This window comes from Frankia umida, assembly GCF_023242945.1.
GTDB lineage: Bacteria > Actinomycetota > Actinomycetes > Frankiales > Frankiaceae > Frankia > Frankia umida.
The window spans coordinates 188,186-202,064 of record NZ_JALKFT010000001.1 but is presented as its reverse complement, the minus strand read 5'-3'; the positions used below and the strand labels follow the sequence as shown (position 1 = coordinate 202,064).

At 72.6% G+C, this 13,879-nt stretch carries 10 protein-coding genes; 1 reads left to right on the top strand and 9 read right to left on the bottom strand.

What is annotated here, in order from left to right:
- Window positions 1-157 precede the first annotated feature (157 nt).
- The 3 genes from MXD59_RS00780 to MXD59_RS00770 all read right to left on the bottom strand — a co-directional run bounded on the left by MXD59_RS00780 (window position 158) and on the right by MXD59_RS00770 (window position 4,665).
- Window positions 158-2,482 carry a sodium-translocating pyrophosphatase gene (locus MXD59_RS00780; protein ID WP_248823222.1) on the bottom strand — a complete coding sequence of 775 codons (2,325 nt, stop codon included), beginning with the start codon at window positions 2,480-2,482 and terminating at the stop codon, window positions 158-160.
- Window positions 2,483-3,753: 1,271 nt separating this feature from the next.
- Window positions 3,754-4,281 (bottom strand): ATP-binding protein, encoded by a 528-nt coding sequence (locus MXD59_RS00775; RefSeq protein ID WP_248823009.1) that lies wholly within the window; start codon window positions 4,279-4,281, stop codon window positions 3,754-3,756.
- A gap of 42 nt (window positions 4,282-4,323) precedes the next feature.
- Window positions 4,324-4,665, bottom strand: a complete 342-nt coding sequence (locus tag MXD59_RS00770) for an STAS domain-containing protein (protein WP_163548083.1) — start codon at window positions 4,663-4,665, stop codon at window positions 4,324-4,326.
- A 519-nt stretch (window positions 4,666-5,184) separates the two neighbouring features.
- Here MXD59_RS00770 and sftH point away from each other — a divergent pair.
- Window positions 5,185-7,557 (top strand): DEAD/DEAH box helicase, encoded by a 2,373-nt coding sequence (gene sftH / locus MXD59_RS00765; protein ID WP_248823221.1) that lies wholly within the window; start codon window positions 5,185-5,187, stop codon window positions 7,555-7,557.
- A gap of 924 nt (window positions 7,558-8,481) precedes the next feature.
- Here the strand turns inward: sftH and MXD59_RS00760 are convergent.
- The 6 genes from MXD59_RS00760 to ssd form a co-directional block, all read right to left on the bottom strand.
- Window positions 8,482-9,087 (bottom strand): Rv3654c family TadE-like protein, encoded by a 606-nt coding sequence (locus MXD59_RS00760; RefSeq protein ID WP_248823008.1) that lies wholly within the window; start codon window positions 9,085-9,087, stop codon window positions 8,482-8,484.
- On the bottom strand, window positions 9,084-9,548 hold the full coding sequence (locus MXD59_RS00755; RefSeq protein WP_248823007.1) for a TadE family type IV pilus minor pilin: 465 nt from the start codon (window positions 9,546-9,548) through the stop codon (window positions 9,084-9,086). The genes MXD59_RS00760 and MXD59_RS00755 overlap by 4 nt, the downstream gene beginning before the upstream one ends.
- Window positions 9,549-9,565: 17 nt before the next feature.
- Window positions 9,566-9,814, bottom strand: coding sequence for a DUF4244 domain-containing protein (locus MXD59_RS26220; protein ID WP_283096147.1), 249 nt, complete (start codon window positions 9,812-9,814; stop codon window positions 9,566-9,568).
- 158 nt (window positions 9,815-9,972) lie between these two features.
- Window positions 9,973-11,337 (bottom strand): type II secretion system F family protein, encoded by a 1,365-nt coding sequence (locus MXD59_RS00745; protein ID WP_248823006.1) that lies wholly within the window; start codon window positions 11,335-11,337, stop codon window positions 9,973-9,975.
- Window positions 11,334-12,407, bottom strand: coding sequence for a TadA family conjugal transfer-associated ATPase (locus MXD59_RS00740; protein WP_248823005.1), 1,074 nt, complete (start codon window positions 12,405-12,407; stop codon window positions 11,334-11,336). Before MXD59_RS00740 ends, MXD59_RS00745 begins: the two co-directional genes overlap by 4 nt.
- 227 nt (window positions 12,408-12,634) lie before the next feature.
- Window positions 12,635-13,852 (bottom strand): septum site-determining protein Ssd, encoded by a 1,218-nt coding sequence (gene ssd / locus MXD59_RS00735; RefSeq protein WP_248823004.1) that lies wholly within the window; start codon window positions 13,850-13,852, stop codon window positions 12,635-12,637.
- Between the last annotated feature and the right edge of the window lie 27 nt (window positions 13,853-13,879).

Below are 13,879 nucleotides of genomic sequence, written 5' to 3'. Positions count from 1 at the left end.
GCCGGAGGGCCGGCACTCGGGGCAGCTTGATTACTCCATGTAGCCACATCTGGCCAATGGTTGGAGGTCTTGGTGCGGCGTGTCGGGACGAACATCCATCAGCGCAGCGCCCCGTCACCAGGTCGGTAACCGACCCGGTGGACGGGGCGCGCGCCGCTCAGGCGTTGGCCGCGGCGGGATCGCGCGGCGTCGGGTGCTCGACCGGCGGGTCGTCGTCGTCCACCGTCCGGCCGCGTCGCCGGGACAGGACGATCGCGGCCGCGATCACGGCCACCGCGGCCAGGGCAAGGCTGACTCGTAGCGCGGTGTTGCGGTCGTCGCCCACGGAGTACTTCACCACCGCGGGTGCGATCAGCAGGCTGACCAGGTTCATGACCTTGAGCAACGGGTTGATCGACGGGCCCGCGGTGTCCTTGAAGGGATCGCCGACTGTGTCTCCGATCACAGTCGCGGCGTGGACCGGGGAACCCTTGCCGCCGTAGTTTCCGTCCTCGACCAGCTTCTTCGCGTTGTCCCAGGCGCCACCGGAGTTCGCCAGGAACACGGCCATCAGCACGCCGCTGGCGATCGCACCACCAAGGAACGCCCCCAACGGGGGGTATCCGAGGCCGAAACCGACCGCGATCGGGGCCAGTACCGCCAGAGTGCCGGGAGTGATCAGCTCCCGTAGCGAGTCGCGGGTGCAGATGTCGACGACCGCGCCGTAGTCCGGTAGCTCGGTGCCGGTCATGATCCCGGGCCTGGTCCGGAACTGGTTGCGTACCTCCAGGACGACCCGCCCCGCCGCCCGTCCGACCGCGTTGATCGCAAGACCGGAGAACAGGAAGACCACGCTCGCGCCGATGATCATCCCGACCAGGGCGTCGGGATAGGCGATGTTCAATCCGCCGACCAGGCCACGGCCGTCCTCGGCCCGCGCCCCCGCATCGACCAGGGCGGACGAGACGGTGTCGGTGAACGAGCCGAACAGGGCCGTCGCGGCCAGCACCGCCGTCGCGATCGCGATGCCCTTGGTGATGGCCTTGGTGGTGTTACCGACCGCGTCCAGCGAGGTCAGGATCGCCGCACCGGCGGCGTCCAGATCGCCGGACATCTCCGCGATGCCCTGGGCGTTGTCGCTGACCGGGCCGAACGTGTCCATCGAGATGATCACCCCGACCGTGGTGAGCAGCCCCGTACCGGCCAGCGCCACGGCGAACAGCGCCATCGTCACGCTGCCCGAACCCAGCAGATAGGCCCCGAACACGGCCGCGCTGATGAGCAGGGCCGAGTACACAGCGGACTCCAGGCCCACCCCGATGCCCGCCAGGATGTTCGTCGCCGGGCCCGTGGTGGACGCCCTGGCGATGTCGCGCACCGGCCGCCGGTTCGTCGCGGTGAAGTAACCCGTCAGTATCTGGATGGCGGCCGCGAGCGCGATACCGATCAGAACCGCGCTGGCGGCGATGACCCGGGGATCACCCGACTGGGTGCTGCCCGCCATCCCCGGCAGTTCGGCGACGCTGCCCGGCAGATAGGTCACCGCCACGACGACCGAACCGATCGCCGACACCACGGCCGACACGAAGAACCCCCGGTTGATCGCGGCCATGCCATCGCGGTCCCGTGGCCGTGGCGACACCGCGAAGATCCCGATGACCGCGGTCACCACACCGACGGCGGGAATCAGCAGCGGGAACACCAGCCCGCGCTCCCCGAAGGCGCTCACCCCGAGGATCAACGCGGCCACCAGGGTCACCGCATAGGACTCGAACAGGTCCGCCGCCATACCCGCGCAGTCACCGACGTTGTCACCGACATTGTCCGCGATCGTCGCGGCGTTACGCGGATCGTCCTCGGGGATACCCTGCTCCACCTTGCCGACCAGGTCGGCACCGACATCGGCGGCCTTCGTGAAGATTCCCCCGCCCACCCGCATGAACATCGCCAGCAGAGCCGCACCGAACCCGAAACCCTCGAGGACCTGCGGCGCGGAGTCCCGGAACACCAGTACCACCACGGCCGCGCCGAGCAGCCCCAGCCCGACCGTGAACATACCGACGACACCACCCGTGCGAAACGCTATCCGCACCGCCGCCCGTTCACCATGGGTCATCGCCGCCGCCGCCGTCCGGGTGTTGGCCCGGGTCGCCAGCGACATACCGACGAATCCCACCAGCGCCGAGAAAACCGCGCCGATCACGAAGAAGACCGAACGCCCGACACGGGCCCCGGTATCTTCGGCCGGAAGCAGAAGAAGGACGAAGGGGATGACGACGACAAAGCCGGCGAGGGTGCGAAACTGTCGGCGCAGGTAGGCCGCCGCACCCTCCTGCACCGCGCGGCCGACCTCCCTCATCCGCGGCGTGCCAGCATCGGCCTTCAACACCTCGCGGACCAGATAGCCAGCCACGACCAGAGCCAGCACCCCGATGATCGCCACACCACTGACCAGGCCGACCGATCCACCACCAAAATCTGTGCCCGTACCCTCGGCCGCCATCACCTTCGCCGCGCTCCTGGCGGCCTGACCAGGCACGGAACCGCCAGTCGTCAGCCCGTTCACGCCGCTCAGCCCGTTCACTGTCGCCTCGGTGGCCTGGCCGTGCGCCGAGACCTCGGCCGCCAGGCTGTGGATCGGGGACATGGCTCCTCCCGGTCTGCTCTGTGCGCCCTCCACCGGTTTGAAAAGCCCGCCAACGCCCGCTGTCAACGGCCTCGGTGGGACGGGATGCCGGCGGCCGGGCATCGCATCCGGCGACGTCCGGGTAAAACCGTCAGAACTACCCTGCTTCGGGAAGTTTCGGCGGGTTGATCGGGGAGCACAACGGCATCTCGCGGCGGTCCGGATCAACCGCCGTCGGATGCGGGAAGTCTAGCCACCCAGTGTGATGTGCGCTGCATTTTCGCCGATCGCGCTGCGCGTCGACTTTCGATTTCGCACGGTCCGGTATCCGATTTCGCACCGTTCGGTGTCCGCGGTCGGCGCCCGGGGTGTCGTGTCGTGGACGGACGGCCGTGCACCCCGGACAATTCACTCTTTTCGCGCAAATGATGTCCGGTCTCTACCTCCGTCCGCCGCCTTGAGCGACTGGGCGGCGAGATGCCGAGGCTTGTTCGGCGATTTCTGCCCCGATTTTCCGAACAACCCTCGGCATGCCATCGAATATCCCTCGGCATCGTGCCGATTCGCTCCCGTGTCCCCACCCCACCGCGCCCCACCGAGCCGCGACGCACCGCATCACGCCGCATCACGCCGCATCACGCCGCGACGCGCCGCTATGCCAGCGCATTGTTGCTACCTGTGTGCGAACAGGCGCGAACGTCGCGGCGATGGTGTCAGGTAGCCATAACGCCGAGGTGATCGAGGGCTCCGCCATCCGGTCGAGGTCCGAGGACGGACTCGGGCCTCGTTCTCCGGTCAGGCCTCGACGTGATTCGATCACGGACCTTCGCCTACCCGATGGATGCGGAAACAGCCGGCCGCCAGGGATGTGGGTGACCGGCAGGTGGGGCGCCGAGTGCTCCAGCCCGCCGAATTCGCGGTCACGCTCAGGGCACACCGAGGGAGGCTCGGCCCCGGCACGCCGAACCCCTCCGCATGTGACCCCAACCGCCCGACGCCCGCCGCCCGCCGGGGGCGCCGAGGCGCCGGAAGGCCGGGGCATCGGCGCCCGAGGTGATGAGCGAGCCGCCGCAGCGCCAGACGAGGCAGGGTATATGCCGCCGGCGGCGTCTGGGTGCGTGGCCGTCGCGCAGCGCGGCGGCCGGGGGCTAGAGGATGGGGTCGAACGGGGCGACGGCGGGGCCGGTATGCCAGGTCATGGCGACGATGGTGCCGACCCCGTCGGCTCCGCGGCTGATCTGTACCTCGTCGACCAGACCCTCGATCAGGGCGAGTCCGAGGCCGGGGGGAAATCCGCCGTCGGCCTCGGACTCCTCTTCGGCTGGTTCGGACCACCAGGGCGGTGCGGCCGAATCCGGTTCGAGGTCGAGCAGGGTGGAGGCGGTGACAAGGCCGCCGTCCGGACCGGGGGCCACCTCGTCCCCGCTCTGACCGCGATCGGCGACGGTGATGGTGAAGGAGTCCGGTGTCTCGGTCAGTGCGACGTGCACTGGGGACTGCGGCGCGTGCCGACGGTTGACCCGCACCGCCCGGGCGCATGCCTCCGTGACTGCCAGCTTGATCTCGTCGGCAGCGCCAGCAGGTACTCCGGCGCGCCGACTGACCGCCGTGGCGATCATTCGAGCGGTGCGGACGTGCCCGTTCAGGGCGGCGAACCGCAGCTCAACGGTGGGCATACGGTGTGCCTGCCTTTCCGAAGGCGTGATGTCCGAGTGGAGTCACTCGTGCGCGGCGAGAGCGTCCTCGACGGACGAGTGGATCGGGAACACCTTCGTCAGGCCGGTGATCCGGAAGATCTTGAGGATGCGCTCCTGGGTGCAGACCAGGTGCAGCGAACCGTCGTGCGCGCGGACTCGCTTGAGCCCGCCGACGAGAACTCCGAGACCCGTCGAGTCGAGGAACTCCACGCCCTCCATGTCCACGACGAGGTGGTATGACCCGCCGGAAACCAGGTCGATCAGCTGCTCACGTAGCTTCGGGGCGGTGTAGACGTCGATCTCGCCGCCCACCACCACGACCGTGTGGTTGCCTTCCTGGCGAGTCGTGAGGGACAGGTCCACGGATCCTCCTCGGTGCCTCGGTGTCGGTGCCTCAGTGGTTCTACCGTGATCAGTGGTTCTACCGTGATCAGCGGCTCTACTGTGATCAGTGTCTCAACGGTGGTCACCGTTTTGGTGGTGCCTCGGTGTTGCGCTGGTGTCGCGATGCTGCGCTAGCTCGGTGTGACGGTGTCTCCCGGGCGTCGGGAGACCGACATCACGGCGCCATTACCCTCCCATGAGGAGGATCAATCCGGTGGCCCACGACTCGGGTCGCAGATCTCCGCGCCGCCGTGGTCTCACCGGTGCCGTCTGCTCGAAATCTATCCCCGATCTTGGCTGTCGGGGGGGCGGTCCGCTGTCCTGGCTCCTCGCGGGGGTCGGATTGTCCCGCGGATGATGTTCTGTCGTCCATTGCCGCCGTGCCGGTGGTGGTGACGGCGCATATTCTTGGCCATCGTGGATTCTCCGGTCGCCGTGGAGGGCGGAAACGGTCGCCCGGCGGGTGGTGCGTCCGGCGGTGCGGGGGCGCTCGGTGCCGTGGTGGCGCTCGGCGAGTCGGCGGTGCTCGCCGATCTGCGGGCGGATGTGCGCCGGGCCCGGTGCGTGACCCATGTGGAGTCGGTCGCCGCCCGCGTGGGGCAGCGTTCACCCTGGCCGGACTGGGTTGATCCGGTGTTGCGTGGGCGGTGGGTGGCCGCGGGTATCGACGAGCCGTGGACGCATCAGGCCGCCGCGGCCGAGGCCGCGCACGCGGGGCACAGCGTCGTGTTGGCGACGGGTACCGCGTCGGGTAAGTCGTTGGGGTACCTGATGCCGGTGCTGTCGCGGTTGCTCGCGGAGCCGTCCGCCCGGGCGATCTATCTGGCGCCGACGAAGGCACTCGCGCATGACCAGCTGCGCGCGGTGCGGGCGCTGCGGCTGTCCGTGCGGGCGGCGACCTTCGACGGGGACACGCCGCCCGCCGAACGCGACTGGGTGCGCGCGCACGCCGGTCTCGTCCTGACGAACCCCGACATGCTGCACCGCGGGATTCTGCCGAGGCACCGGCAGTGGGCCCAGTTCCTGCGCGGCCTACGATTCGTGGTCATCGATGAGTGCCACGGGTACCGAGGGGTCTTCGGCGCGCATGTGGCAGCCGTGATCCGGCGGTTGCGGCGGATCTGTGCTCGTTACGGTGCGAAGCCGGTGTTCCTGCTCGCGTCGGCGACCGTGTCGGACCCGGGTACCTCGGCCGGTCGGCTCACCGGGCTCGACGTCCAGGTCGTGGATGTCGACGGTGCCCCACGCGGCCCCATGGACTTCGTGCTCTACGAACCTCCGCTGCTGTGGACGGGACCACCTCGAACGAACACCCCCACCTCGGACACCCCCACCTCGGACGACGACACCCACCGCGGTGATGGCGGTACCCAGGGGGAGGGGGAGAACGGTGCGCCGGTGCGGCGATCGGCCACTGCGGAGGCGGCCGATCTGCTGGCGGATCTTGTCGCCCAGGGCGTGCGCACGCTGGTGTTCGTGCGCTCGCGCCGGTCGGCCGAGGTGGTGGCGGTGGGGGCTCGCCGGGCGCTCGGCCTGGTCGAGGCCGATCTCGCCGATCGGATCGCCGCCTACCGGGCCGGTTACCTGCCGGAGGAGCGCCGAGAGCTGGAGCGGGCGCTGCGCGCGGGGGAGCTGCTGGGGGTCGCTGCCACGTCGGCTCTCGAGCTCGGGGTGGACATCAGCGGCCTGGACGCGACGGTCACCGCGGGGTTCCCCGGGACACTCGCCTCGCTGTGGCAGCAGGCGGGCCGCGCGGGCCGCGATGGACGGCGATCGCTGGCGGTGCTCGTCGCCCGGGATGATCCGCTGGACACCTACCTCGTCCACCATCCGGAGGCCGTGTTCGGTCGGCCGGTGGAGGCCAGCGTGTTCGACCCGGACAATCCCTACGTCCTGGGTCCGCACCTGGAGTGTGCGGCTGCTGAGCTGCCGTTGGCCGATGGCGATCTTGAACTTTTCGGCCCGGCGGCGCCGCGGGTCGTGGACGACCTGGTCCGCCGCGGCCGGCTGCGACGGCGTCCCACCGGCTGGTACTGGACGCAGCGCACCCGCCCGGACGTCGACATCCGCGGCACCGGCGGCCCACCGGTACGGATCGTGGAGGCGTCCACGGGCCGGCTGCTTGGCACCGTGGACGCCGCCGCCTCGCACAGCTCCGTGCATCACGGCGCGGTCTACCTGCATCAGGGGTCGAGCTACGTGGTGGACGAGCTCGACCTCGACGAGTCGGTCGCGTTCGTGCACGAGGAGTCGCCGGCGTGGACGACGATCGCCCGCGAGCACACCGACATCCGCGTCGTGGCGTCCACCCGGGAGCGGATTCTGCCGGCGGTGGCCGTGCACCTGGGTGTGGTCGAGGTGACCAGCCAGGTCGTCGGCTTCCAGCGGCGGATCGTCGCGACCGGCGAGGTCCTCGGCCAGGAGCCGTTGGACCTGCCGCCGCGCCAGCTGCGGACCCGCGGTGTCTGGTACACCGTCACGGACGAACTGCTCGCCGACGCCGCGGTGACCCCCACCGAGGTGCCGGGGGCGGTGCACGCCGCCGAACACGCGGCGATCGGGCTGCTGCCGTTGTTCGCGACCTGCGACCGCTGGGACATCGGCGGTGTCTCGACCGACCTGCATCCCGACACCGGACGCACCAGCGTGTTCGTGTACGACGGCCATGCCGGCGGCGCGGGATTCGCCGAACGGGGATTCCTGCGTTTCGGGGAGTGGCTGGCCGCGACCCGGGACGCGGTGCGTGCGTGTGAATGCCCGGCGGGCTGCCCGTCCTGCGTGCAGTCGCCCAAATGCGGTAACGGAAACGAGCCATTGGACAAGGCGGCGGCGGGCCGGCTGCTCACGGCGATCACCGCCCTGATCAGCTGAAACGCGGATCACCCTGAGCCTTCGGCGGTTGCCGTGGCTCTTCGTGGTTGCGCGGTGGGGTGACCGGGGTACGCCGAGATCGTCGGCTTGGCGCAGCGGGACCCCTCCCGCGGACGGTCCGGAGGTCTCGGTGGTAACCATCGGTGTTGTGGTGTTGCTGGTGGCAGGCGTCTTCACCGCGGATCTCGTGTTGGAGAACAGCGGCCACACCGAAGTCATGATCATGGGTCAGACGTTGTCGTTCGATATCTGGGGGCTGTTCGTGCTCGGCCTCTGCGCCGGCGTACTCGTGATCTCCGGCGTGCAGTTGCTGCTGCACGGCATGGCCCGCGACCGCGACCGTCGGCGGGTCCAGCGCCAGCGGGAGCGCGACCTCGCCGCGCTGACTCGCGCGGTACCTCCCCCCGCCGCCACCACCCCGCGCCCGGCTCCCACCACCCCGCGCCCGGCTCCCACCACCCCGCGTCCGGCTCCCACCGCGCCGCGCCCGGCTCCCACCACCCCGCGTCCGGCTCCCACCACCCCGCGCTCGACGGCCCCTGCCGAGCCGCGCCCGGCTGCCACCGCGCCGCGTCCGGCCCCTGCCGAGCCGCGTCCGGCCACCGCTGTCGTGTCGCGGCCCGCGACGGCCGCCGCGTCCCGACCCGACCCGGTGGCCGCGTCCAGCAGCGGTCCCGTCCCCTCCTCCCCGCGTCCGGCTGGACGTACCGAGCCGCGTCCCGCTGGACGTACCGAGCCGCGTCCCGCTGGACGTACCGAACAGGCTGTGGCCAGGGGTGCGGCGTCGGCCGCCGGTGGTCGTCGCGACGGCGCGTCGGTGGACGGCCAGCCAGCCGCCAGCCGGGCCGCGGAGCGGATGCCCACCCCGTCGCGGTCCACGGCCTCGCCGGCGCCCAAGGACTCGGGCGACGCGGCCCCGGCGGCTCAGCCGCAGCCGGTCACGCCTGCGCGTCGTGGTGACCGCATCGTCGCCCGGGTCGCCGACCTGGCTCGCGGCAATCGCACGTCGTCCGCTGAGTCCACCGCACGCGACACGGCCACCCCTGCCAACGTCCGGTCCTGAGCAGGCCGTCCGTCGCCGGGACGGCTCACCGGCTGGTACACCCCGGGGGCACGGGCCCATGGTCCGGCGCGGGCTGTGCTGGTGACGCTGGCCCGAAGGCCGAACATCAGGGGCAGCGGCACGCGGACGGTGACCTCCACCGCGTCGGCGACGATGCGACATCCGACCAGGTGGGCCCCGTCCAGCTCGCTGACTCGCCCGGCCTGGGCACAGGCGGTCTCGGCGCCGGCCGGTGGCAGACCGGCCGCGGCCAGCGCCGCGAGATCGGCCGCGGTGGCCGCCCGGGCGCGCACCGCACCGATCGTGGTCAGCGTGAAGGCGACCCCGGCCAGCCACATCAGAAGGAAGAGCACCGCGAGCAGCCAGACCGTCGCCGAGCCGTCATCGGAACGGCCGGAGGTGCCGCGGCCCGCGCCTGGACCGTGCGCGGGAAACCCGGCCCGGGTGGGCGACGGAAATCCGCTCATGTGCCGCCGCCGTCGCCGCGGTGGATCTCCTCGCCGTCATGGCTGTCGCCATCGGGGTCGGCCACCGGGGGCAGGTTCGGCTCGGCTGGGATGACGGCGTGGGCGGACACGACCTGCCGCAGCCCGTTCCGCCCCAGGGCCGCCATCCCGATGCTCGCCGACACCTCGACGTCGATGAGACCGTTGTGGCGGGACAGCCGCACGGTGGCGTGCGGGGGCGCCGCCGCGGCGGCCGCGGCGGTGACGATCGCGTCCGATTCGCCGCGGGCGGCGAGCCGGGCACCGATACCGGCCGCGTTGCCGCAGCGTCCCTGGCCGAACAGGACGGCGAGCATCCATACGGCGAGCAGGAACACCGCTACCAGGGATGGGAGCCCGACCGCGAGCTCCGCGGTGGCCTGACCACGATCGTCGTCGTCATCGCGGCCGGCGGGCCGTGGCTGTCGGCCGAGTTCGCCCACGCCACGGTCACCGCCGCTCAGAACGTACCCGCCAGGGCGCGCTGCACCAGACCGGCGACCGCGGCCTTGGCCGCCGAGCTGGTCACGGCCGCGTAGAGCACGCCGGCGAACGCGACGGCGGCGAGGGTTCCCACCGCGTATTCGGCCGTGGACATGCCCCGGTCGCGCCAGTCGCGAGGACGGCGGCACCAGGCGACCAGCGCACGCCCGAGCACCCGGCCAGCGGAGCTGGAACGGCCAACCGGAACAGGACGACCAGCTTGCATGCGCCGGCCAGCTTGCATGCGCCGGCCAGCTGGGGCGCGGCGGCGGGCCGGGGCCGAGCGCCGCCCCAAGAAGGTGATGCGGCGGGACGTTCTTGGCGAAGGCGACGACATGGGAGTCCTCCGGGCGGGGGCAGGGCGGGACGACGAGTGGATGGAGGTCAGGTGCCAGCCAGGGCCTGGGCCGGTAGCAGCGCCGGCAGGGTGCCGAGCACCAGGGGAACGACGCTGATCAGAAGAAAGGCGGGGAGAAAGCACAGCCCAAGAGGCGCCACGGCGAGCACACCGGCTCGCCGGGCCGCGGCGATGGTCTCCGCGTGGCTCTCGGCGCGGGCTCGTTCGGCCAGGCGGGTCAGGGCCGCCGCCGGCCGAGCCCCGGAACGGTGGGCCCGGTCGAAGGCGGTGACCGCCGTCTGGGCCAGCGTCGGCCATCGGGAGCTCGGCGAGCCCCGGGGGCCACGCCACTTCCACCGGCCGAACAGGTCGAGCCTGTGCCGCGGCTGGGTGGCGGCGACCAGGTCGGCGCAGGCCGAGGGCACGTCCGCGCCCGCGGCCAACGCACGCGCCGCGGCCCGCAGCTGTTCCCCCAGCTCCCCGCCGGTGGCGGAACCGACCGCCACGAAGGCCGCGCCGAGTGTCGCGCCGCTGCGCAGCGCCGCCGCGATCAGGTCGAGGGCAAGCGGAAGATCAGCGAGCAGGCGCGCGCGCCGAGCCCCGGCGTCGGGCCGTGCCCTGGCCCGACGCTGATCGTCACCGCCCGTGACATCCAGGCGGTGGGCATCGACGGCCACCGGGCCGGCGCGCCGTTGCACCCCGTCCGCGAAGGCCCGTAACCAGCGCAGGCCGACGAGATCGGCGAGCCCGCCGATCAGCAGGCAGGCGACACCGGCCGGGGTGGCCAGCAGGGTGTGCAGTACCGCGGTGCCGGTGAGCGAGCCCAAGGCGATCCCGGCGATCGGCAGGGCGGCAACCAGCCGGCCGGAGGCCCGCGGCCCGGCCAGCGCCGCGGACAGTTCCGCGGCGCGCACGGCATCGGAGCGGGCGAGCGCGGCGAGCATCTCGGCGACGGGTGCCAGCCGGGCGCCGGCCCGGGTGCAGACCCGGTAGGCGATGCCGAGCTGACGGACCGACCCCGCCTCGGACGCGCACAGCACATCGCCCGGGTCGTCCGCCGCCGCGAGCGCGGCCGCCAGCCGGTCGAGCGGAATCCACCCTGATCCGGGTCGTCCGCCGCCGCCCGGGATGGCCACGGCGCGCCGCGTGGTCGCCAGCACACCGCTCGCCGCGGCGTGGAGTGCGACCGCGGGTGGTCCGCCGGCGTCGAGCTCGGCGGCGACGGCGGCGAGGAGATCCTCAGCCCGTGCCCGCACCCGCGCCTGATGGTGGCGGCGCCGGGCGTGGCCGCCGGCGCGATACAGACAGCCGGCGGTGACGGCCACCACCACCGCCGCCACCGGGCCGGCGAACAGCCAGGCCAGAAGGCCGCTGGCCACCAGCGCGACGGCGGCCGGCGCCCGGCCGGTCACGCTGGCCCCCGGATCAGACCGGGGAGCTCGGCCAGCGCCGGCAGAGCGACCCCTCGGGCACTCAGCAGGCCACGCAGCAGCGGCAGGCCGGGCGCGGCCACCGGACCGGCGCCCCGCCGCTCGCCCGCCGCGGGCGGGGTGGCCAGCGCCGGCACGACCCGGACCAGGCCGTCCGCGGTGCGGTGGAACACCCCGATCGCGTGGACCCGCCGGTGCCCCTGGGCATCACGGCGCAGGTGCACGGCGGCGTGCAGGGCCGCCGCGATGTGACTGTGCACGGCCGCTCGCGACAGCCCGGCGAGGGCGGCGAGCGCCTCCAGTCGGGTGGGCAGCGAGGCGGTGTCGTTCGCGTGCACCGTGCTCAACCCGCCCTCGTGCCCGGTGTTCAGGGCGACCAGCAGGTCAAGGACCTCCGGCCCGCGAACCTCACCGACGACAAGCCGGTCCGGGCGCATCCGCAGCGCCTGCCGGACCAGATCACGCTGGGTGATCTCACCGGCGCCCTCGATGTTGGGTGGTCGCGCCTCCAACCGCACCAGGCCGGGTCTTTGCACGACGAGTTCGGCCGTGTCCTCCACCAGGACGATGCGTTCGCCCGGGCGCACCGCGCCCAGCAGCGTGGCGAGCAGGGTGCTCTTGCCGGTACCGGTGCCGCCGGTCACGACGATCGCGAGCCGGGCGGTCAGGACCGCGTGCAGGACGGCGGCCACCGCCGGGCTGATCGTCCCGGCGAGCAGCAGCTCGTCAAAGGTGAACGGATGCCGCCGCGGCCGCCGCAGCGACAGGCAGGTGCCGCGCAGGGCGGTCGGCGCGAGCACGGCGTGCATGCGGGTGCCGTCCCGAAGCAGGACATCGGCGAAGGGCATGGCCAGGTCCAGCCGCCGGCCCGCCGCGGCCGCCAGCCGGATGGCCAGGCGCCGCACGGCTTCCTCGTCGGTGAATCTGACCGACGTTCGGGTCAGCCGGCCGCGCCGCTCCACCCAGACCTCATCGGGGCTGTTGACCAGGACATCGGTGACGTGCGGGTCGGTGAGGAACTCCTCGAGCGGACCGGCCCCGACCCCACCCACGCCCCCGTCCCCACCGCGAAGCCTGTCCCCATCCCGCGGGCCGTCCCCGAGACCGTCCCCGAGCCTTCGCCGGTTTCCAAGTCCCGCCACGCCGCCGAACCCGGCGCTGGCGATGCGCACCTCGTCGGTGCCGCGGGCCGTCGTCCTGTGGGCCGCGGCGGTGGGTGCGGGCCGGCCGGCCGGCCCGGATGGCCGGCGAGGCTGCGATGTTCGGGCCGACTGGAGCGTCATGGCCGGGCTCCCGAGCCGCTGCCACCGGCGGACCGGACGTCGAGCAGCCCCAGAGCGTTCAGCAACTGGTCGTCGAACGCGGACGGCACGCCGGCCAGCACTCCGGCGACGGGCACGCCCAGGGCGCGGCCGACCTGCTCCGGGGTCTGCGGCTGCGCGGGTGGACGGCCCGACGCCGAAGCGTGCGACCCGGCATCCGACGACCCGGCATCCGACGACCCGGCATCCGACGGCGCGGCGCCGGGTGGTGGGGTGCCGTCCAGACGGATCACCGCGCGCACGTCGGCGCAGTGCTGGGAGATGGCCGTGGCGACCCGTCGCGCCGTCATCACCGACTGCGGGTTCGCCCGCACCAGAAGCAGGACAGTGCGGCAGGCGGCGGCGGCGACGGCGGCCGCGTCATCCGGCTGCCACGGCAGGTCCACCACGGCCAGGTCGGATGTGGCGTGGGCGGTGGCCAGCAGGTCGGTCATGGCCAGGGACGAGAGTTCGGGACCGGCCTGCTCGTCCCAGGTGATCACCGAGAGTTCGCCCCGGTGCTCCCCGCCCGCGGGGAGCCCGACCCCGGGACCGATGCCGAGCTTCCCACCGCCATCCCTGACCGCGGGAATCAGACAGGTGAAACCGGGCTCGAGCCCACCGCCCCGCGGATCGGCATCGATGAGCATGGTGCGCAGGTCGTTGCGCAGCGCGGCGAGGGCGAGCGCCACGGACAGCGTCGAGGAGCCGCTGCCCCGCCGGCCGGCGACCACCCCGATCGTGGCGCAGGGGGTTCGGTCGGCATCGCAGAACTCGGCGAAGGCCGCCGTGAGCCAGCCCGCCGCCGCCGGCAGGAAAAGCACATGGTCGGCGCCAAGGTCGGCGCCGTACTCCCACACCCGCTTGTTGGCGGTTCTGTCACCGATGAGCACGAGCCGCGGTCGCGGTGGCAGGCCGGCGGAAAGGCACGCCGCGGCCCGGTCCATGCCCACGACCACGAGGGGCGCGGACACCCAGCCCTGGCGCACGGTGGACGGATCGAGCGCGACGGTCGGCTCCACCGCGGCGGCGTCGGTCAGCCGGAGCAGCCTTTCCAGCAGTTCTGGCTGGCCGGTCACCAGCAGCGGCCGGTGCGGCTGCCCGCCTGTGCCGTGATCGGAGGGCGCGGGGCCTGTCGGCGGGGGAGTTCTGGCCGGCGGCGGCGTGGCGGTCGGCGGGGGCAGCGCGGGGGACATGGCGCCTCGATTCCCGGTCGGATACGA